This window comes from Sporosarcina koreensis, from assembly GCF_001531445.1.
GTDB classification, from domain to species: domain Bacteria; phylum Bacillota; class Bacilli; order Bacillales_A; family Planococcaceae; genus Sporosarcina; species Sporosarcina koreensis_C.
This window is the reverse complement of record NZ_LQYA01000251.1, coordinates 67,057-84,630: the sequence shown is the minus strand read 5'-3', so window position 1 is coordinate 84,630 and position 17,574 is coordinate 67,057. Positions and strand designations below refer to the sequence as shown.

Sequence of the window (17,574 nt, the reverse complement as noted above, 5' to 3'; positions counted from 1 at the left end):
ATTTGCTAAAGGTGCGCAAACCAATCACGTCGGGCAACGTTTATCACTACGAAAAATGGGCGACGGACATAGACGGCGTAGCGACGGCGAAAGTGTTCCCGTTACACGCCGGTCCGGGAACGGTAAAAGTCGTAGTTATCGCGGAGGATGGTCGGGCGCCGAGTCCGGAAGTTATCGCAAATGTGGCGCAACACATAGAAGTCGAGCGACCAATCGGCGCAATGGTGGACGTCGTCCCGGTAACGGAAATCGCCGTTAATATCAGCGCATCATTGACGCTTGCAGGCGACTTGGCGCCGGCTGACGTACTGGACGCGGTCAAGGCGTCTTTAGGCTCGTACTTACTTGCGGCGGCACAGACGGGGGTTGTTCGGTATGCGCGTATAGGTGAGGCGCTACTCGAAACGGACGGTGTACTAGATTACGAGAACTTAACGCTAAATGGCGGCATGGCAAACGTAACGATTGCGGAGGATGCCGTTGCTGTCGTCGGTGAGGTGACGTTGTTATGACGCTTACTAAACGTGACATGCTCGACACCTTACCGCGCTACTACGACGACAGCCCGGAAGTTGACGCAATCATAACGACAAGCGCCGAGCAAGTCGACCGTATGCGGCAACGTGCGCGGGAACTCACGGATCAGTATTACGTAAGGACGGCCACGCACGGCTTGGACGACTGGGAGCGCGTACTTGATTTGCCTCCACGACCGAACTCGTCGCTGGAATTTCGACGCAATCGCATACTGGCGCGGCTGAACGGCACGGCGCCGGCTACTGTGCGTTATTTGACCGACGTAGTGAATGCGCATGTTGCGGACAAGTCGGCGCGCATTGTCGAGTATAACGGCGAATACCGGTTCGAAGCGGAAATTAACGTAGACAACGTAATCGACACGGAAGAGATACGTCGCGACATCGAGGAAGTGAAGCCTGCGCATCTTGCGTTCGGTATTACTGGCGTCATTACGGACGCAATCGTAATGAGCGGTCATGAATATACGTTTGGCGTGCCGTATCCGATATGTAACGTATTACGGACGGATAATGCGCGGGGAATTGCGGACCGGTCGTCCATGGCGCTGGTTGCGCAAGATTACACAGTCGTCGTGCCGTACCCGATTTGCGGCGTGTTTGTCGCGGGCCATGAAAGGAGCGCTTAACGGATGATACAAAAATTATTTGCGGATGAATTGGCGCGATATGCCGACAGCTACGTGCGGAGTGCCGTCGTAACGATCGAGGGCAAAGACGTTGATTATCCGATTTATAAAACGATACGCGACGGTAACAAGCTGAAAAAGCTCGTCTATTTAACGTCGGAAACAGGGCGCATTACAGGCGCAAAGTTAGTCGACGCGAATGGGCGTGAATTGCAGACGAAGACAATGGATGTCGCGAAAGGTAAAGACGGCTTTGTCATTGCGTTTGTTATCGAAGTGAAGATAGAGGGGGCGTAAGTATGAACGTTAATCCGTACGTTAAAACGGAGTGGTACGACCATATAGTCGACATTACAAACAGCGAAATTATACAGGAAGGTACGCGATTCACGGCAGAGCGTGCGAATAATATCGAGGAAGGAGTTTACGGGGCCTACGCTTTTTTACTACAGCACGATCGCGAACTTAACAGGCTACGCGTGCAAATGGAACTTGACGGGCGGGCACCAGGCAACTCCGGCACATTTGCGGACACGTTTGATGGCGAGCCTAACAAGCTGGTGCGTCAGACAGCCAAAGCCGTGTTGACTGCTCCGAGGTCGTCTGGAACGACGGTCCTCAACGTTGACAAGACGGACGGGTTCAAAGCGTTCACCGAGTGCACGATTTACGACGGCACCAACACCGAAGACGTACTTATCACGGATGTTACGGCATCGACGATCACCGTGCAGCCGTTGGTCAATGATTACGTCAAGGGCGCTGTGATATCCCGGAGTAATGCCGAGATTAAAGATGGCCGGATGGGTCGCGGTAGCTGGGGTACTTATGATGTCAGTTTAGTGGAGGCGGTGTAATATGGCGAAGTATAACTATGATAGGTACAGTATTAACTACGAATGGAGAGAGCCGCCGGTGGGAGAAACCGGGACAGTAGATACTAGATTAGGAGGGCTCCATAAGACGGCTAAATGGAATTCGACAGAAGGTAAATACGTACTTTCCGACCCTTATGATCCTTACAACTATATACCGGCGGGAAGTGTCGCTTACCACTATCGTCCCGAGGCGGACGGGTATTTAGATAAATACACTAGTAGAACAGGTCAATATGGTGATGCGAATGTTTCTTGTGATAGGGAAATACGCTATAACAAAGACAAGTCGCAAAGACAAATTCGCGGTTCATACAAAAATACCGTACAAGCCGAGGACGGGACATATCCAATAAACGGACCTCACATTGACGGTAATTGGTACGTTAGAACTTCTTTAGCTAACACAGCCCCGACAATGCCCGGCGCGTTTACCCAACCAACCGGAACATTAAAGGGCGGAAGTAATATTTCGGTAGCTTGGGGAGCTTCGACTGATGCAGATGGAAATTCGATTACTTACTTTCCGGAATATCGGTACTATAAAAACGGTGTAGCACAGGCATGGGTGGCTTTACCTAACAATTCGAGCCATAGTAGGTCGCTAACTCTGGCTTCAGATAAGACGACGGACAAAATTGATTTTCGAGTAAGAGCGTACGATGGCATGGAATACTCGGATTATCGTATATCGACGGTATTTAATATTATTCATAATACTAATCCGACGCTTGCGCTCGTAACAGAAAACAACGTAACCCTCTATGAAAATAACATATACCGGATTGAAGGCTCCGCGCAAGATGGCGACGCCGGGCAGATCGTAAACGTGCGCTACCAAATCAACGCCGGAACAGCGCGCGCAATTGCAACGGCCATTTCGGACGGCGCTACGGCGATTCCGTTTAACCGGCAGCTTACGTTCAAAGGCGGTATCCTTTATGACGGTGAGACGGCAATTACGTCAGCACTCGCAGAAGGCGTCGCGCACACGCTGAAAGTATGGGCCGAGGACGATCAAGGCGGTAAATCAACGGTCGCCGAGCGCACCTTCCACGTAGTGCCGAACCGGCCACCTACGCTCACAATCGACCCTTTTACGCAACAGGACGGCATGATAAACGCTGATTCGATTACGTTATCCGGCACGGCGTCGGACCCTGACGGCAATGACATCGTAGTCAAGTACCGCATTAACGACGGCGCAAACGTGCAGATTTACGCGGGGCCATCCGGCGCGTGGACGTTCGACATTCCGTTGAGCAAACTTGCCGACGGTGAGAACGCAATCGTCGTTGAAGTCACGGATGTCTACGACTTTAAGTATTCGCGCACGGTCAAACTGAATAAGCACGCAAATATGGCGTCACTTACTACGTCGACGACACGGTATAAAATCGCACCACCGTCGGGCAGCGCGAAGGGCGTTTTGTTATGGATACAACGCGACCAAACGTTGGAGCTTACGGCAGATATATCGATGACGAACGGCACGGCGCAGGAAGTTTACACGCCAATGACGCTATCCAACACGGCGCCGGTCGCGGGCAGTACGGTAGAGGACGAATTTACGTACCAAGCTGCGGAGCCTGCCGATAATATCAACGTAAAACTGACGTTAACTGGCGACGGTTCTATTACGCTAATCTCGGGGGTGTTGAGCTGATGAATGTATTTATGCGGAGGAAGCGGATGCCTGACGGAACTTTCGGCGACCTCGAAAAAGTCTTCGAAGGTGATACGGACGCGGAGAAGATTGCGCGTTTACAGGAACAAAACACGATGTTAATGCTGGCGTTGACGGACTTGTACGAGCATGTCTACGCAGCAGACGAGGAGGCAACGAAATGAATCCGATGATTTCGATTTACGCGGAGCTTATTCGCACGGAGCATAAAACAATCGAACAGGTGCCGACCTTGCTACGTGAGCAAGTGCGGGCCTACCTCGAAGACAATGCGAAATAAAGCGGCGTCCATCGCTTTGTGGGCGCTAATACGATTACTAGGAGGTGAACGCGCAATGGCAATCGCAACTATTTACGTAACGTTGATCCTGGACGGCTATAAGACATTCTCGCAAGTACCAACGCATATCAAGCCGGAGGTAAAGCGTCAGTTAGAACAACTAGGCTATCCGGAGCTTGCGCAATAAAACTACTGTACTAAGGCGGACATTGGAGGTGCAGAATGCATGACGATTTAGTGCGGGACATCTACGAACGACTCGGCGGCATCGAGGCGAAGCTCGACGACGTTCGCGCGATACGTAACACAGCCGACGCGGCGCAACTAGTCGCGAAAGAAGCGTTATTAAAAGCGGAGTCCAACGGCCGCGACATCGAAAAGTTGGAGTCTACGCTTAAGTGGGCGATTGGGATTATTATTCCGGTCGTCCTTTTCATACTCGGCTATATCTTTATTTGACGAAGGTGGTGGCGTAATTATGGCGCGCAGGCCGCTGAAACACTTTTGGTCGGACGGTATTTCGGACCGCGAATTTATCATGATGGTGTCGGTTGCGACATTCTTCGCCTTCGCGGCGCTCGGCATGGGCTACGCAATCATAGGCGGTGAGGTCAGCGCAACCTACCTCGATATTTTGCAGATGACGGTACCTCCGCTCATGACGATTATTGCGTCGGTCTTTACGATTGAAGGCGTTGAAAAGATCGCAGACCATCGCAAAAGTAAGCGTGAGGACGAAGTAACCACGGAAGAAACACATTCGGAAGGGGACGATATTATATGAAAACGGATTGGACGCGGAAATTAGCTTCGCGCAAGTTTTGGGCGTTGCTCGCGGGCTTCGTCGGCTCGCTACTCGTAGCATTCAACGTAGGTGAGAACGAGATCGCGCAAGTCACGGCGGTCTTGACGGCATTTGGCTCGGTCGCCGTCTATATTTTGACGGAAGGCGCAATCGACAAGGCTGCGGTAAATGACGCAGACAAGGCGGATGATTAACGATGGCTAACGGATTCTATTACGTAAAGCCGGCGAAGGGCTTCATTACGTCGCTCTTTTCTAACGCGCGCAAGAACCCCGTCCTCGGCGTCATCCGTCCGCATCAAGGCATCGACATTTCGTCTGATGCGGACAATACGATTATCGCGGCGGCAAGCGGGCGTGTGCGCGTAGCTGACACTGCGGGGCGGACGAGCTTCGGAAGGTACGTCGTTATCACGCACGGCAACGGGCAGGAAACGGTCTATGCGCATCTATCGACGGTCAGCGTGCGCGTTGGACAGTCCGTAAAGCAGGGCGCCAAGATAGGCGTAAAAGGGACGACGGGCAACTCGACGGGCGTTCACCTGCACTTCGAGATATCGCGCGGTCGCTGGACGAATAGCTTTGCGAATAAAATCGATCCATTGACGCAACTCTACGACCCGGTCACGCGCGATATACAGGCGCATTTACAGCGTTTAGGCTACGTGGTAACGGTGGACGGCATTTACGGCGACGGCACAATAGCGGCAGTCACACGTTATCAGCGCGCGAAGGGACTTACCGCGGACGGCGTGGCAGGGCGTGCAACTTATGCGGCGCTGGAACGCGACATCAAGGCGTTAGGGCCGGCGGGCAATACGCAAGACACTTCGAGTAAGGAGGCAGGTAAGCGTATGTTTAATCCGACAAGCGGCACGTTGAAGAATAGCGTCGTTAAATACCTCGAAGACGCGGCGAAGGATAAGCTAGTACTGGCGAAGTGGGGAGCGGATGCAAAGGCGGGCAAGCTGACGCTCGACGATGCGTTCGCACTGTACGTGGAAATCGAATCGCGACGCAAGATTGCGCAAAAGTAAGCGCGGTAGCTAAATAACGAAATTAAGGCGACCTACTCCGATTCATTACGGGGCGGGTCGCCTTTATTGCGTTCGACTAGCGAATGTGCGTTCGCTATAATGTCGTTAAGCACATAGAGGAGGTCGCTACCATGCCGTTACTTTCCGATGAATCCCTGCGTCATTTCGAGAACGCGATATACTTGCCAATGCTACTGACGATACTTGCGCGGGATCGCGAAGCCGTCGAGCGCAGTTCGTTTAAATTCCAGGCGCCATATTTACGTCTAATTGACGCTGCAATAGACGCAGTTCAGCGCGACAATAAGGTTACGGCGGACTATATGCGCGTAAATAAGCTGCGGCTAGAACGCGGCAAGGTTGGCGATACATTTACGTCATACATATTTTATCACGGAGGCTATACGGACGAGCGGCGTTATCTGAACGTTAGGCTACGGAATCGGGCGGAGGAACTGCTAGAACTTTACTTATACGAGGCGCGTCGCACATAGCGGTCGAGGCGCTTGATTTCGGCGGCCATGTCGTCGGTCAGCGTATGCCTGCGGCCGTAGCGCGCAAGCATACGGTCTACTACGTCCTTATGCGCCAAGCTCACGCCTAATAGGAAGCCAACAGCACGAGCTACGGACGCGTCTAGTAAGTCGGCAAGTAAACGCATGTCTTCGTAGTCCGCCCGATCAAAACGCAGGCTGACGCGTTCTGTGCGGTCCCCTAGCGTCATGTCGCATAGTTTCGGATTTTCAAAGTTTCCTCGATAGACTGTCGCGCCAAACCGCAGACTGCCGCGCTGAAAGTACGTCGCAAGCACATTAACGACGTCTCTCTCGGACAAGCCTTCGCGACAAAGGCAAACACCTACGTCCTTGACTGGTCTATCGAGTATATACGCAAGTCTTTCGATCTCGCGCTTTAGCTCACCATTAATTGTCGGCGCGACCTGACGCTTTTTATCCGTGCGCTCTTTGCGCGCAGTCTGAACGCTAACTCTACGCATCTATTTCCCTCATTTCGCAATATTAGCCCTGCCACATCGTAGCAAGTAGCGGACTTATTTTAGCTTATGGCGAAATTCCAACGAATATTCGACGCAAGTTCAGCGTAGTATGTAATGCGAGCGCAATGCAGACGAAGCCTAAACGTAGCCAAATGCATTACCGGCGCATTACAAAAACGGAGGGGATTCGGTTGGGTAAGTTAATACTCGGCATCGACGCGGGGAACTATCGCGCGAAGACGGCAGGTCCTTACGGAGTGGACAGTTACCGGACGTCCATCTGCGATTGGTTCCCGCGCAACATCGAAGAGGATTTCGGCGAGGATGACATGGAGTTTGCGTATGAGGGGAGGCGCGGCTACGCGGGCACGCTCGCTTCCTACGAGGATCAATACGGCGGCGGTGCGATGTATGGCGATAGCAAGGCGCATGTAGATACGTTAATTCGCGCCCTGCTCGCAATCTATCGCTATACACAAAAATACTGCCCGGGCTTTACGCGCTTTGACATCGTAGCGGGCCAGCCGATCATTTCGCATAAGCCGGGCGAAAAACGCAAGCTAGCCGACCTCTTGCGCGGCAAGCACACCATTACGGTAAATGGCGCGACGTACCGTTATGAAATCGGCGAGGTCGGCATAGCTGCGGAAGGTTCGGGCGCATTTATGGCGGCGCCTCGCAAGGGGACTTACCGCATAATCGACGTAGGCAGTGGGACGGTCAATTGCGCAACAATCACGGACAATCGCCACATTAACACGGCGTCGGCTACGTTTAATTACGGCGTAGAGACGACGGGCGGGCGCGACAACATCGACAACATTGCGCGCGCTGTCATACGCTCGACGACGCAGCTTAAATGGCGCCAGTCGGATAATGTCCTCGTTTGCGGCGGAATTGCGAGCGATCTGTTGCCGTTGCTGGCCGAACACTATGCGGATATTGCGCCATTAATACCGCAGCTCAACGCGCACAGCGGCGCGCAAATCCACTTACCGACCTACGCAAACGCAGTCGGCTTCTATGAAATCGCGCGGCTGGCGTATGGGTAACGGTCATGCGCACGAACAAAACCGTCTCGTTTTCGCACACCGACGAATGGGAGCGCGACTTGCTCGATTATGCGCTCGATCCTGGGCGCGGTAAGTTTGGTCCGTACGTCAAGCGACTCATTGAGCGGGACCGGGCGGGCCTGTCCGTTGCGCCAATTGTAACCGACGTAGTGCCTGCGCCGACGCCCGTAGGCAAGACGGTGGCTAAGGCGTTTCTTTGACGCGCGGTAACTAACTCGCTATAATCGTTATTAACACAGATTCCGCAACCGAAGCCGTAGTGCTTGCGGGTGGAAACATGTCCGGTTTTCTCGCGTGAAGGCGCGATAAACAGCGTCACGTCAACGATTGACTTAGCGTCAGTGTTCCGAGGTGTAAAACGAACAGCCTCCTAAGCTGAGGGTCGCAGGTTCGATTCCTGCCTGGGACGTTTTTAGTCGAAAAACGGTTCATTGAGAATCGGAATTGAAACGCTTGAAACCTTGTTGCAGCAAGGCTTTAGGCGTTTTTCTTTTTATCGTGATTACGATTGAATAAGATAGGAAATAAATTTTTGGTATACAAAATGTATACAAGTTCAACATCATCCCGCATAAATCTTCACCGCAATTTCTTCGTCTCTTTGCTCCATCTCTTTCAGTACATGTGCATAGTGATCCAATGTGGTTTGTATATCGGCATGTCCTAAACGTTTTGAAACAGAATGGATGTTGGCACCTTTGTACAGGAGCACACTGGCATGCGTATGGCGTAGTCCGTGCATGGTAATTTCCTCAATTTCAAGTTTAGCTAATAACGCCTTAAGAACCTTATTAGCACCATTGTTCGTATTTACCTTTGTCGCTGTTGGGCGATAGAACAACAAACCATGAGGGTTCTTCTTGGATGCTTTTACTAGGGGTTTACATAAAAGCATAACTTGCTTATCGATCGAGATTGTCCGTTCGGAATGGCTATTTTTTAACGGTCCAAATCCAGCGCCTGTTTTGTAATCCCATGCGTGGGTAATTCGCATGACATTATTCTCATAATCAAAACTATCAAACGTCAATCCTACCAATTCCCCGAAACGCGTACCTGAAACCAATCCCAATAATATGAGGAGATAAGTACTTGTATTGCTGCCCATTTTACTGATAAGTAGCTGATATAGCCTTAAACTATCCTCATAGCTCAAATGCTTGTCTTCGGATCGTTTGGGGGACTTAGATGCGATAAATTCAGCCTTACGTGTGAAATCGACTGATATATAACCATCCTCGATCGCATCCCGAATACAGCTACGTATGTGTGAATTTAGTTTCCGTACTGTCTCTTTTGATTTCCCAATTCCATACTCATTCAAAAAACGCTGGTAATCTGTCCGAGTTATTTTCCGAATGGAAATATCTTTGAAGTACTCCTGTACTCTTGCCAGTGAATTACGATATCGGTCATACGTGGTCTTATGTCTACCAGACTTATAAAGCTCAATCCATTCATCGAAATACGTGGAGAAGGGAATGTCTCTTGTATTTACCTGCTGTCCTTTCCACAGATGCATCTCCACTTCATGCGCAGCCAACTGCGCTTCTTTCTTCGTCGCAAATCCACCTTTAACAATTGGCTTTCTTTCTCCATCTACATAATGATTGACAGTGTATTGCCACGTCTTTCCTCTCTTAAGATAACTGGCCATATGCATCTCTCCCTACTTCAAAGAACATATGTTCTTTTTGTTGTAAAAAAAATAATCCAATGAGAACCGGGATTTTACAGTTCAAATTATTTTCTTCAAATTCACCACCTCCTTTGGGATTCCATAGACAGCTGCTATCTCTTTTGAGGCTCGTACATTCTACGTAGTCCCTAATCGTCCTCCATCCTTAACGATTGATCCGAATGATTTAGCATCCGGTTTAATCGATGCGGATAAAATTCCTGTTACTGGAGAAACATTTGACGATGACGGTAATGACGTAGTGGTCCGCTATCGCATCGGAAATGGCCTAAATGTTGAGGTCTATAATGGGCCACCTGGAAAGTTTTCGTTTGATGTATCTGTTTCAAAGTTAAAAGATGGCATCAACGACATAGTTGTAGAAGTCTCTGACACTTTTGATTTTAAGTATTCTAAGACAATCAAACTTAATCGGATAGAAAATTTAACGCCTTTAGAGCATTCCGTTTATCGGGGAACTATCACCCCTCCTGCCGGAACCGCACAAGGCGTTTTATTTTGGATAAAGCGTGACGAGGCACAAGAGGTATCCATTGAAATTTTCATGACGAACGGCACGGAGCCGGAGAATTTCGTGCCGATGACACTTGATTCTAGCGGCCCCGACGAAATCGGAACGGTGGAAGACTTCTTCAAATATCGAGCCGATTCTCCTGCAGAAAAAATAACAATTAAAATATCATGGACAGGCGATAAGCCAATCCATCAGATTCAGGGGGCGTTAACACAATGAGTGTTTCTATGGTTAGACGTAAACAGCCGGATGGGTCGTATGGACCGTTAGAGCCGGCTTTTCCAGAGGTTCCCGAAAGCATCGATGAAACAGTCCTTGTCCTGCTTGAAGCGGTGGTCGGGCAGCAGGAGCAGATTGAAGAGCTAAAAGCTGAAGTCGAAGCTCTGAAAGGGGGTGCTGAATAATGGTTTATCAATACATGGTGCCAGTGTATGCGTTGCTGGTGAAAGCCGGAGCGCGTGAAATCGACAGCCTGCCGAAACAGTATCAGATTCCGGTTGCGGTGTATTTGGCGGCTGAGGTCGAAAAAGTAGGCAAATAGTTTTAGAAATTTGAAGGATTATCCCTCACCGTGTCGAATCTAATTTCAAGGTAGACTGGAGAGGGATAAGAATTATGGATATAAAAGAAGTATTTGACAACGGGCAAATTATTTTAGGTGTGTTAATTACTAGTTTCACAGTCTTAAAAGCAGTGAACTATATTGGTGTAACAGATTTAGAGATTCAAATCATGACAAAGTACCAAAAATTAAAGAACTATATTGTAATCGCTCTGTTACTAGCATTTCCATTCACACTAGCTTTTTATCGAAGTAAAATAATCAAAGAATTAGTGATAAATTTTTTGGTCATGTTCGTGGTGGTGACTTTAGCACTCTTGCTTGTTTGGATAATAAATATTGTTTTCTCAATTAAACCCAAATTCGAAATAAAAATAAAGGACGAAGAAGGGAAGTGGCATCTAAGAAGGATGATAAGCGATGAGAAAGCATTGCTTGTCCATTCAGAACAAAATAACAAATACCTTATTTCAAATTTAGAGAATGCTATATTTATGAGAAATAGCATCGAAGAAACTAAAAGAGTTAAGGCGCTTTACCAAACGAAAACATTAGGGATAAAAATAGTAATGTTCATACTGCTTTATTCGTTTACGACTGGCATGATTTATTTATTTTTATTCTATTGGTTCAATCAGGACATAGATGGCAATAAACCAATAGCAATATTGTTTCCGTTTATCGCTTTGATCTCCGTTTTACTTTCACATGTATTCTATTTTATAAATAAAAAATATTACAATGAATATCTAGAGTACAAGAAAAAAGTTTGAAATAAAACGTCCATACAGGCGTTCTTTGTTACAACATTCGTAGGGGTTGAACAATGGTTTTCGAATGCATGCTTCCGGTTTAAGCGTTTGCTCGTCAAAGCCGGAGCACATGAGATTGAGAGTTTACCTAAGCAATATCAGATTCCAGTTGCGGAGTATTTGGCTGCGAAGGTTGAAGCAAGGGAGTGAAAGAATATTAATTACAGTGAGCTTGAATTTGCGATTGACGATAAGGAAATGCAGCACTAACTAGCGTTAGTTTTTATTTCGATTTTCTTAGTTAAACCATTAAACGCAGCTAAATATAATTAACCATTTAAACTATCAATACTGTATCCTTTATTTTTCGATACTATTTTAATGTTGATAGGAGGATTATAACTTGAGGTATAGAACAAGATTCTCGCATGAACACTATGTTTGTCCGAATTGCAATGAGAAATTAACCAAATCCCGAGTTCAAAACAACTGGAAATGCCCCGATTGCAATGAAATTCTTTCTATCTATACAACTGATGATAATCATGTTTACCAAAGAAAGATGGGACAAGACATTGTTAAGTATGATAGTGTGAAATTACCTTCATACAAAGATTCATTTGATGTTCTGGATGTGCAGTATCAAAACGGGAAATATAGTGTAGCTTTAAAAGGATATACAGTAATTTCCTTAAAAGAAGAAGATTGGCTAAATTGCATTTGGGGTTCGTGGGACGGAGATGTTAATAGTTTATAAAGTGTAAAAGCCTTCACTTTGTGTTCGCTTCTTATTACATTTTAGGACCATAATGCGTCGCAAGTAAAAAGAAGGATATCCTCCTCTTTTGTCGAATTATGGATGAAAGAGAGGGAGATTTTAAGATGAATTGGTCACAACTTATTATTGGTTTATTACCACTACTAGGTGTTGCTGTAGGTGGTTACGCAACATATTTCACCCAATCAAAAACATTGAATAGACAATTAGATAGGGATAAGGAAAAAGAAAAAGAAGCTAAAAATATCGAACGTCTAACTGTTTACGGTGAAATATTAAAACTTGACGGAGAGAATTCGATGAGCAAGAAATCCCTTATGAAAGATTTTGAAGAATTCAACTTAGCAACTTTTATAACAGAGTTTAGACCTATTTTCTTTTCAAAATTTTTTCTTTTGGATCAAGATGTAGCGGAGTTAGTTCGCAAGATGGATTCGGTTCTCATTGGAGAAAGAGAATCGATTTATCTTAGCCCAAGACAAAATACCTTGCTTTTAGAATCGTACAACCAAATTATTAATAGTATCGAAATACATTTAGAAAACTACCGAAAAAAATTATAGTTATTAATCTGAGGGCGTTCATACGGACGTTCTTTTTATTTTGCCATAAAGAGAAAAGGGGGGCTGCGGATGACTGAAAGGAGCGATTCAATCATGCCAATCGAGGAACGTCTTGATGTCCAAGATGAACGATTAAACAAACAAGATGATCGTTTAAATAAGCAGGACGAGCGTTTGAATCAACATAGTGACAAAATTACTATGCTGCTCAAGTACGATGAAGAAAAACACGAACGGCTAAAACTCATGGAAGAACAAGATAAGAAAAACGAAGAGCGACTGCAAGAAGTCGAGAAAAATTACACAAGACTTGAGTCTACTATTGTTTCGGAGAATAGAGAGATGCGTTCTTTCTTCTTGACGAACATGGATAAACAGTGGGACTTGATCAAGTCACGAGATGAACAGCGACACGACAACCTGCGGATGAAGCATGAGCTTTCCAAAACCACAGTTGAAAGATGGAGCGACATATTTTTCAAATTGGTTGGATCAGGAAGTGTTTTGTATGTGCTCATTCAAACATTTATCAAGTAAAAATAGGAGGCTGTAACATGAAAATCAATTGGAAAGTACGTATGAAAAAAAGCTATTCTGGCTGGCCGTAGTGCCGGCTTTTTTGTTGGTTGCACAGATCATCACTGGGTGGTTTGGTTACGAGTTGGCGGTCGATTTAATCTGCAAGGAAGCGACCAACTTTATTAATGCGGTATTTGCCTTGCTGGTCATTCTCGGGGTTATTGTAGACCCGACTGTATCCGGCGTGTCTGACAGTAAACAAGCGATGCGCTACCACAAACCGAAGAAAGAAAGTAAACGATGAGTTTTATAGAAAGGTTGGCACCGTTTGCAGTCAAACATGGACTTGCGAACGGTGTTCTGCCGTCATTAATTATCGCCCAAGGAATACTGGAATCAGCATCAGGAACGTCGGTACTCGCACACAATGCCAACAACCTCTTCGGAATAAAAGTTGGTTCCAGATGGATCGGTGAAACATACACCAAGCGGACTGCTGAACAAGACAAGGATGGCAATGTCCACTACATTAATGCAGCCTTTCGAAAGTACCCATCGTACGAAGGTTGCGTCATCGATCTAGTTCAGAAATACACTCACGGAACAGGGTGGGAACCTTTCAACCGTTATGCAGCTGTCCTCAACCAGAAGGATTACCGCAAAGCGACAGCAGCACTTCATGCAGCTGGCTATGCAACTGATATTGAATACTCGGCAAAGCTCAATGAACGCATCGAACAATATGGATTGACTAAATACGATAGGGAGGTAAATGGCATGATTAAAATCTTCATTGATCCAGGACATGGTGGAACAGATCCAGGAGCAACCGGAAATGGTTTGAAAGAAAAAGATTTGACCTTGGCCATTTCTAAGCGAATTGAATCACTATTGAAGGGATATGATGGTGTCCAGGTCAGATTAAGTCGTACAAGTGATCAAACACTATCACTTAAACAACGGACGGATATGGCAAACAACTGGGGCGCTAACTACTTACTGTCGGTTCATATTAACGCAGGTGGTGGAAAGGGCTATGAAGATTTTCAATGGAAAGGTTAGCAACAAAACAATAGATTTTCAAGCAGTTCTTCATTCTGAAATCATAAAGATGATCCCGGAATTTCTTAATCGCGGTAAGAAACGAAAAAACTTGCACATGGTTCGCGAATCCAATATGTCACCAATCCTTACGGAATCAGGTTTTATCGACAGCCCCGACGATTCCAAGCTTTTAAAGAGTGCCGAATTTCTTGATCGAGTTGCCCTTGGACACGCTAATGGTATCGCTAAAGCGTTCGGTCTGAAGAGAAAAGCCGGTGTATCTGTCCAAACACCGAAAAAGGAGGATGACGATTTGAAATTCACAAGTGGTACTCTTAAAAAAGAGTGGGAAACAGTTCTGAATAGCAAAGCGCAGCTTGAAATTGCCGTTAAGGAAGCTGTAAAACAAGGCTACAATAAAAAGTGGATTAAGGATTTGGAAGAGGGTAGGGCTGCTGATGGTGATGTGGCTGCACTTGCTGTCGGTTCACTAATTAGAGCTAACAAGTAATAATTTGATGACCTGTTCAGGATTTGATAAAATGGTAACAGTAAAGATGACTGTAAAAGCGCCCTGTCCTTAATTGGATTAGGGCGCTTTTTTGTTTTGATTATCTTAGTTTGCGATTAATTAAAAAGTAAATACAACCAATTAATGCAGCCAACATCAATAATTCAAATCCAAGCTGAACAAAATCAATTCTAGGTACCTCAAAAGAAACGGCAGCTTTTTCCACTCTTTTAATAATTGAATGCTCAATTGACATAACAATCCCCCCTTTCTATTTAATACATAAATCGTACCTGTTTTAAACAAATGAAAAGTGACATTAAAATCTGCGCTACTTGTTTTAGTTGAAATACGAACACATATTCTGTGTTGTGAGGATAAGGAGGGAAGCAAGTGTGCGTAACACATTGGAGAAGTCGGTAAGATATGGAGAAGTTTTGGATATGATGTACTTGGCAGCTGATGGATCAATCAGCAAGAGGCGAATAAAAGTCATTCAGGTGGGCGAGGTATCGTTCCGGGCGTATTGTTTACTAAGGAAATCCAAACGCACTTTCACGATCGAAAATGTTTTAGCACTTGTCCCTGTGATTGATAAGGAAAGAAGGGTTATTTAATGAAGGTATTGGGTGATATAAAAGACCGAGGACGAATCAAATGGACAGCAATGATGCTGCCAGAGCATACTGTTGAATTGCGGGACTGGTATGCGGAAGATGAGCTTGATCCAAAACCGGAACTAAATCAGGATGACATGCAGTTACTGCAGGAAGAATTGGGAATCGCGTTTATGAAAAAGACTGATGTCGTCATCACGACTTGGCGAGCAGGTAAGAAAGATACATATATAGGCAAAATCACGCGACTGGATCCTGCACAGCAAAGTATATCGGTCGAGGGACCTTTCGGTAAGGATAATATCATGGTTGGCGATATAGTCAAAGTACGGAGTATGTAAAAAAGAGGGGATTACGCCTCCTCTTATAAATAATAACGACCGCTGGGGCAGTCGTTATAGTTATATTATTGGTTTGCAATTATTTTAGATTGTCTACTGCGTATTGTGCTTCCTCTTTAGTAAATTTTTCACCATACTCGGAAATTAATTGTTCGTAAATAGCCGAATCTGACATGCTCATCATTTCCGCATATGTTTCTGCTTTTTTCAATGCGTTTTCTTTCCAATCCCATACAATGTTATCTATCGCATATTGGGCGGCTTCTTTCGGGAAGTTCTCCCCGTATTCAGAAGTCAACTGATCATAGATTCCTGCTTTCGACATATGCATCATTTCTGCATATGTTTCGGCTTTCTTTAACGCTGCTTTATGTTCCCTCGGGATACTTTCCTCTTTCGCTTCAGCCTCAGCTTTCGCTTTGGCTTCTGCTTCAGCTAACGCCTTTGCCTCAGCTTCTTCTTTGGCTTTCGCATCAGCAGCAGCGTTTTCTTCTGCCTTCTTTTGTTCAGCCTTTTCCTCTTCAGACATCTCCGGTTCTTTCTTTTCCTCGTCCTTAACAATCGGCTTCTCATCGCTTGCAACTTCAATTTTCTTTTCGGTTTCATCACCGCTTAAAGTTGCACCGAATGCGATAAACGAAATTATAAAGACAGCGAACGATCCACCGGCAAACAATAATTGCTTCTTACCTTTTGATTTCTCTTTCCGCGCGAAAAATACGATTGACAAGATCCCAAAGACAAATACAGCTGCAAATGCAAAAAATGCTAGAAAAGCAAACAAAACTCCCATTAAATAACCCCTCCCTTATGTACTATGAATATCATAGTACATTTGGATGGGGTTGGCTATGGAGTATCTTGAATTTTTGTATTATATAATGGAAACAACTTTCATGGATTTGTGATAGGTGTAAGATTAGATAAGTTTACGAATAAAATAATGGTATACAAAAGGTATACAAGCACTAATCTAACTATTGATATATAAGGCTTTACATACGTCTGCCTGGGACGTAGCATAGAAACCTTGCAGACATCATGTTTGCAGGGTTTTTCTTTTTGTATTTATGGACCCCTATTCTTAATGCCATGACAATCCAAGCGTTTCTAGATATGCTTTTATCCTTTGTCCCACTTGCTTATGTTGCATATGGTATAGGGAAGAATCAATTTTACGAAACAGCTAAGGCGAAAAGCCAAGAAGCCAAGAAGCCAAGAAGCCAAACTGAAAGGCAAGGGGTTGAAGCAATGTTTGTAAAACCATGTGAAGGACTGATTACATCTTTGTACGATATGAACCGTAAACACCCCATCACAGGAAAAGTCCAACCACATTGGGGCGTAGATTATGGTTCAGCAGATGACAATACAATTTTAGCTGCAGCAACTGGCGTTGTCCGTTTTGTCGGTCGAAGGCACAAGACTGCCGGCAATTATGTCGTCATCACACATGCGAACGGCTGGGAAACGGCTTACTTGCATCTTGCATCCGTTTCTGTGAGTGTCGGACAATCTGTGGCAGCTGGAAGAACAATCGGCATGAAGGGAATGACAGGTAGCGCAACCGGTGTCCATCTTCATTTTGAAATGTCAAGTGGACAATGGTCAGGCGGTTCGTCTTTAAACGTTAATCCAGCTTTGTACGTCGATGATCCAAATGTAAGGACCTTGCAGGTAAATCTAAAGAAACTTGGTTATTCACTCGATGTGGATGGGAAGTATGGAAATGCCACGGCGGAAGCAGTGACCGATT

General features: G+C 45.9%; 33 protein-coding genes. 29 read left to right on the top strand and 4 right to left on the bottom strand.

Annotated features, from left to right (window positions below; genetic code table 11):
* From AWV70_RS23145 to AWV70_RS21330, 13 genes are all read left to right on the top strand, one after another.
* The coding region (locus AWV70_RS23145) for a baseplate J/gp47 family protein (protein ID WP_201024435.1) at positions 1–512 on the top strand (512 nt) is incomplete at its 5' end.
* A complete protein-coding gene (locus AWV70_RS21375; protein WP_060210496.1) occupies positions 509–1,165 on the top strand; it encodes a putative phage tail protein in 657 nt (218 codons plus the stop codon). The genes AWV70_RS23145 and AWV70_RS21375, both read left to right, overlap by 4 nt.
* A 3-nt stretch (positions 1,166–1,168) precedes the next feature.
* The gene (locus AWV70_RS21370; RefSeq protein ID WP_060210495.1) at positions 1,169–1,462 is read left to right on the top strand and encodes a hypothetical protein; all 294 of its coding nucleotides are present in this window, start codon (positions 1,169–1,171) and stop codon (positions 1,460–1,462) included.
* A 2-nt stretch (positions 1,463–1,464) separates the two neighbouring features.
* Positions 1,465–2,022, top strand: coding sequence for a hypothetical protein (locus AWV70_RS21365; RefSeq protein ID WP_060210494.1), 558 nt, complete (start codon positions 1,465–1,467; stop codon positions 2,020–2,022).
* A gap of 1 nt (position 2,023) precedes the next feature.
* Complete coding sequence (locus AWV70_RS21360) at positions 2,024–3,706, top strand: Ig-like domain-containing protein (RefSeq protein ID WP_060210493.1); 1,683 nt, start codon at positions 2,024–2,026, stop codon at positions 3,704–3,706.
* Complete coding sequence (locus AWV70_RS21355) at positions 3,706–3,891, top strand: hypothetical protein (RefSeq protein WP_060210492.1); 186 nt, start codon at positions 3,706–3,708, stop codon at positions 3,889–3,891. Before AWV70_RS21360 ends, AWV70_RS21355 begins: the two co-directional genes overlap by 1 nt.
* The gene (locus AWV70_RS23600; protein WP_201024434.1) at positions 3,888–4,007 is read left to right on the top strand and encodes a CD1375 family protein; all 120 of its coding nucleotides are present in this window, start codon (positions 3,888–3,890) and stop codon (positions 4,005–4,007) included. Before AWV70_RS21355 ends, AWV70_RS23600 begins: the two co-directional genes overlap by 4 nt.
* Before the next feature lie 55 nt (positions 4,008–4,062).
* Complete coding sequence (locus tag AWV70_RS25170) at positions 4,063–4,194, top strand: CD1375 family protein (RefSeq protein WP_268777902.1); 132 nt, start codon at positions 4,063–4,065, stop codon at positions 4,192–4,194.
* Between the two features lie 35 nt (positions 4,195–4,229).
* Positions 4,230–4,466 carry a hemolysin XhlA family protein gene (locus AWV70_RS21350; protein WP_060210491.1) on the top strand — a complete coding sequence of 79 codons (237 nt, stop codon included), beginning with the start codon at positions 4,230–4,232 and terminating at the stop codon, positions 4,464–4,466.
* 19 nt (positions 4,467–4,485) lie between these two features.
* Positions 4,486–4,791 (top strand): hypothetical protein, encoded by a 306-nt coding sequence (locus AWV70_RS21345; RefSeq protein WP_060210490.1) that lies wholly within the window; start codon positions 4,486–4,488, stop codon positions 4,789–4,791.
* Positions 4,788–5,006 carry a hypothetical protein gene (locus AWV70_RS21340; RefSeq protein WP_060210489.1) on the top strand — a complete coding sequence of 73 codons (219 nt, stop codon included), beginning with the start codon at positions 4,788–4,790 and terminating at the stop codon, positions 5,004–5,006. Before AWV70_RS21345 ends, AWV70_RS21340 begins: the two co-directional genes overlap by 4 nt.
* A 2-nt stretch (positions 5,007–5,008) precedes the next feature.
* Positions 5,009–5,848, top strand: a complete 840-nt coding sequence (locus tag AWV70_RS21335) for a peptidoglycan DD-metalloendopeptidase family protein (RefSeq protein ID WP_060210488.1) — start codon at positions 5,009–5,011, stop codon at positions 5,846–5,848.
* A gap of 131 nt (positions 5,849–5,979) precedes the next feature.
* Positions 5,980–6,342: a hypothetical protein gene (locus tag AWV70_RS21330; RefSeq protein ID WP_060210487.1), complete on the top strand. Its 363-nt coding sequence runs from the start codon at positions 5,980–5,982 to the stop codon at positions 6,340–6,342.
* Here AWV70_RS21330 and AWV70_RS21325 read toward each other — a convergent pair.
* The gene (locus AWV70_RS21325; RefSeq protein ID WP_060210486.1) at positions 6,315–6,845 is read right to left on the bottom strand and encodes a hypothetical protein; all 531 of its coding nucleotides are present in this window, start codon (positions 6,843–6,845) and stop codon (positions 6,315–6,317) included. The two genes, AWV70_RS21330 and AWV70_RS21325, sit on opposite strands and share 28 nt — an antisense overlap.
* Positions 6,846–7,036: 191 nt before the next feature.
* Here AWV70_RS21325 and AWV70_RS21320 point away from each other — a divergent pair, with 191 nt between their 5' ends.
* Both AWV70_RS21320 and AWV70_RS21315 read left to right on the top strand, forming a co-directional pair.
* Positions 7,037–7,897, top strand: coding sequence for a ParM/StbA family protein (locus tag AWV70_RS21320; RefSeq protein ID WP_082713758.1), 861 nt, complete (start codon positions 7,037–7,039; stop codon positions 7,895–7,897).
* Between the two features lie 5 nt (positions 7,898–7,902).
* A complete protein-coding gene (locus tag AWV70_RS21315) occupies positions 7,903–8,118 on the top strand; it encodes a hypothetical protein (RefSeq protein ID WP_060210485.1) in 216 nt (71 codons plus the stop codon).
* Between the two features lie 362 nt (positions 8,119–8,480).
* On the opposite strand, the gene AWV70_RS21310 is transcribed toward AWV70_RS21315, so the two are convergent.
* Complete coding sequence (locus AWV70_RS21310) at positions 8,481–9,575, bottom strand: tyrosine-type recombinase/integrase (RefSeq protein WP_060210484.1); 1,095 nt, start codon at positions 9,573–9,575, stop codon at positions 8,481–8,483.
* A gap of 283 nt (positions 9,576–9,858) precedes the next feature.
* Here AWV70_RS21310 and AWV70_RS21305 point away from each other — a divergent pair, with 283 nt between their 5' ends.
* The 11 genes from AWV70_RS21305 to AWV70_RS25155 all read left to right on the top strand — a co-directional run bounded on the left by AWV70_RS21305 (position 9,859) and on the right by AWV70_RS25155 (position 14,860).
* Entirely contained in the window at positions 9,859–10,350 is a 492-nt protein-coding gene (locus tag AWV70_RS21305; RefSeq protein ID WP_060210483.1) for a hypothetical protein, read from the top strand.
* Positions 10,347–10,535 carry a hypothetical protein gene (locus tag AWV70_RS21300; RefSeq protein ID WP_060210482.1) on the top strand — a complete coding sequence of 63 codons (189 nt, stop codon included), beginning with the start codon at positions 10,347–10,349 and terminating at the stop codon, positions 10,533–10,535. Before AWV70_RS21305 ends, AWV70_RS21300 begins: the two co-directional genes overlap by 4 nt.
* Positions 10,535–10,672 (top strand): CD1375 family protein, encoded by a 138-nt coding sequence (locus AWV70_RS24235; protein ID WP_201024433.1) that lies wholly within the window; start codon positions 10,535–10,537, stop codon positions 10,670–10,672. The genes AWV70_RS21300 and AWV70_RS24235 overlap by 1 nt, the downstream gene beginning before the upstream one ends.
* Positions 10,673–10,746: 74 nt before the next feature.
* A complete protein-coding gene (locus AWV70_RS21295) occupies positions 10,747–11,466 on the top strand; it encodes a hypothetical protein (protein ID WP_060210481.1) in 720 nt (239 codons plus the stop codon).
* Between the two features lie 87 nt (positions 11,467–11,553).
* On the top strand, positions 11,554–11,655 hold the full coding sequence (locus AWV70_RS25165; RefSeq protein ID WP_268777901.1) for a CD1375 family protein: 102 nt from the start codon (positions 11,554–11,556) through the stop codon (positions 11,653–11,655).
* A gap of 193 nt (positions 11,656–11,848) precedes the next feature.
* Positions 11,849–12,202 (top strand): hypothetical protein, encoded by a 354-nt coding sequence (locus AWV70_RS21290; protein WP_060210480.1) that lies wholly within the window; start codon positions 11,849–11,851, stop codon positions 12,200–12,202.
* A 125-nt stretch (positions 12,203–12,327) separates the two neighbouring features.
* Positions 12,328–12,786, top strand: a complete 459-nt coding sequence (locus AWV70_RS21285) for a hypothetical protein (RefSeq protein WP_060210479.1) — start codon at positions 12,328–12,330, stop codon at positions 12,784–12,786.
* Between the two features lie 69 nt (positions 12,787–12,855).
* Positions 12,856–13,323 (top strand): hypothetical protein, encoded by a 468-nt coding sequence (locus AWV70_RS21280; RefSeq protein ID WP_060210478.1) that lies wholly within the window; start codon positions 12,856–12,858, stop codon positions 13,321–13,323.
* A gap of 28 nt (positions 13,324–13,351) precedes the next feature.
* A complete protein-coding gene (locus tag AWV70_RS21275; protein ID WP_306464409.1) occupies positions 13,352–13,609 on the top strand; it encodes a phage holin in 258 nt (85 codons plus the stop codon).
* On the top strand, positions 13,606–14,367 hold the full coding sequence (locus AWV70_RS25160; protein ID WP_060210477.1) for a glucosaminidase domain-containing protein: 762 nt from the start codon (positions 13,606–13,608) through the stop codon (positions 14,365–14,367). The genes AWV70_RS21275 and AWV70_RS25160 overlap by 4 nt, the downstream gene beginning before the upstream one ends.
* A complete protein-coding gene (locus tag AWV70_RS25155; protein ID WP_060210476.1) occupies positions 14,342–14,860 on the top strand; it encodes an N-acetylmuramoyl-L-alanine amidase in 519 nt (172 codons plus the stop codon). Before AWV70_RS25160 ends, AWV70_RS25155 begins: the two co-directional genes overlap by 26 nt.
* Before the next feature lie 100 nt (positions 14,861–14,960).
* Here the strand turns inward: AWV70_RS25155 and AWV70_RS23985 are convergent, their stop codons facing one another.
* On the bottom strand, positions 14,961–15,116 hold the full coding sequence (locus AWV70_RS23985) for a hypothetical protein (protein WP_160327706.1): 156 nt from the start codon (positions 15,114–15,116) through the stop codon (positions 14,961–14,963).
* 139 nt (positions 15,117–15,255) lie between these two features.
* Between AWV70_RS23985 and AWV70_RS21260 the strand changes: the two genes are divergently transcribed.
* A complete protein-coding gene (locus tag AWV70_RS21260) occupies positions 15,256–15,477 on the top strand; it encodes a hypothetical protein (RefSeq protein WP_060210475.1) in 222 nt (73 codons plus the stop codon).
* Positions 15,477–15,818, top strand: a complete 342-nt coding sequence (locus AWV70_RS21255) for a YolD-like family protein (RefSeq protein ID WP_060210474.1) — start codon at positions 15,477–15,479, stop codon at positions 15,816–15,818. The genes AWV70_RS21260 and AWV70_RS21255 overlap by 1 nt, the downstream gene beginning before the upstream one ends.
* Positions 15,819–15,897: 79 nt before the next feature.
* Here AWV70_RS21255 and AWV70_RS25675 read toward each other — a convergent pair whose 3' ends face one another.
* Positions 15,898–16,611, bottom strand: coding sequence for an Ltp family lipoprotein (locus tag AWV70_RS25675; protein WP_082713757.1), 714 nt, complete (start codon positions 16,609–16,611; stop codon positions 15,898–15,900).
* A 458-nt stretch (positions 16,612–17,069) separates the two neighbouring features.
* Between AWV70_RS25675 and AWV70_RS21245 the strand changes: the two genes are divergently transcribed.
* A partial coding sequence (locus tag AWV70_RS21245) for a peptidoglycan DD-metalloendopeptidase family protein (RefSeq protein WP_160327705.1) occupies positions 17,070–17,574 on the top strand: 505 nt, incomplete at its 3' end.

Bases quoted from the DNA above. Each gene is read 5' to 3' on its own strand.
- AWV70_RS24235 (WP_201024433.1), top strand. From the start codon at position 10,535: ATGGTTTATCAATACATGGTGCCAGTGTATGCGTTGCTGGTGAAAGCC.
- AWV70_RS21280 (WP_060210478.1), top strand. From the start codon at position 12,856: ATGACTGAAAGGAGCGATTCAATCATGCCAATCGAGGAACGTCTTGAT.
- AWV70_RS21300 (WP_060210482.1), top strand. From the start codon at position 10,347: ATGAGTGTTTCTATGGTTAGACGTAAACAGCCGGATGGGTCGTATGGA.
- AWV70_RS21335 (WP_060210488.1), top strand. From the start codon at position 5,009: ATGGCTAACGGATTCTATTACGTAAAGCCGGCGAAGGGCTTCATTACG.
- AWV70_RS21310 (WP_060210484.1), bottom strand. From the start codon at position 9,575: ATGGCCAGTTATCTTAAGAGAGGAAAGACGTGGCAATACACTGTCAAT.
- AWV70_RS21315 (WP_060210485.1), top strand. From the start codon at position 7,903: ATGCGCACGAACAAAACCGTCTCGTTTTCGCACACCGACGAATGGGAG.
- AWV70_RS23600 (WP_201024434.1), top strand. From the start codon at position 3,888: ATGAATCCGATGATTTCGATTTACGCGGAGCTTATTCGCACGGAGCAT.
- AWV70_RS21345 (WP_060210490.1), top strand. From the start codon at position 4,486: ATGGCGCGCAGGCCGCTGAAACACTTTTGGTCGGACGGTATTTCGGAC.
- AWV70_RS23985 (WP_160327706.1), bottom strand. From the start codon at position 15,116: ATGTCAATTGAGCATTCAATTATTAAAAGAGTGGAAAAAGCTGCCGTT.
- AWV70_RS25155 (WP_060210476.1), top strand. From the start codon at position 14,342: ATGAAGATTTTCAATGGAAAGGTTAGCAACAAAACAATAGATTTTCAA.
- AWV70_RS25160 (WP_060210477.1), top strand. From the start codon at position 13,606: ATGAGTTTTATAGAAAGGTTGGCACCGTTTGCAGTCAAACATGGACTT.
- AWV70_RS21370 (WP_060210495.1), top strand. From the start codon at position 1,169: ATGATACAAAAATTATTTGCGGATGAATTGGCGCGATATGCCGACAGC.
- AWV70_RS25675 (WP_082713757.1), bottom strand. From the start codon at position 16,611: ATGGGAGTTTTGTTTGCTTTTCTAGCATTTTTTGCATTTGCAGCTGTA.
- AWV70_RS25170 (WP_268777902.1), top strand. From the start codon at position 4,063: ATGGCAATCGCAACTATTTACGTAACGTTGATCCTGGACGGCTATAAG.
- AWV70_RS21360 (WP_060210493.1), top strand. From the start codon at position 2,024: ATGGCGAAGTATAACTATGATAGGTACAGTATTAACTACGAATGGAGA.
- AWV70_RS21365 (WP_060210494.1), top strand. From the start codon at position 1,465: ATGAACGTTAATCCGTACGTTAAAACGGAGTGGTACGACCATATAGTC.
- AWV70_RS21325 (WP_060210486.1), bottom strand. From the start codon at position 6,845: ATGCGTAGAGTTAGCGTTCAGACTGCGCGCAAAGAGCGCACGGATAAA.
- AWV70_RS21375 (WP_060210496.1), top strand. From the start codon at position 509: ATGACGCTTACTAAACGTGACATGCTCGACACCTTACCGCGCTACTAC.
- AWV70_RS21340 (WP_060210489.1), top strand. From the start codon at position 4,788: ATGAAAACGGATTGGACGCGGAAATTAGCTTCGCGCAAGTTTTGGGCG.
- AWV70_RS21285 (WP_060210479.1), top strand. From the start codon at position 12,328: ATGAATTGGTCACAACTTATTATTGGTTTATTACCACTACTAGGTGTT.
- AWV70_RS21355 (WP_060210492.1), top strand. From the start codon at position 3,706: ATGAATGTATTTATGCGGAGGAAGCGGATGCCTGACGGAACTTTCGGC.
- AWV70_RS21295 (WP_060210481.1), top strand. From the start codon at position 10,747: ATGGATATAAAAGAAGTATTTGACAACGGGCAAATTATTTTAGGTGTG.
- AWV70_RS21255 (WP_060210474.1), top strand. From the start codon at position 15,477: ATGAAGGTATTGGGTGATATAAAAGACCGAGGACGAATCAAATGGACA.
- AWV70_RS21350 (WP_060210491.1), top strand. From the start codon at position 4,230: ATGCATGACGATTTAGTGCGGGACATCTACGAACGACTCGGCGGCATC.
- AWV70_RS21330 (WP_060210487.1), top strand. From the start codon at position 5,980: ATGCCGTTACTTTCCGATGAATCCCTGCGTCATTTCGAGAACGCGATA.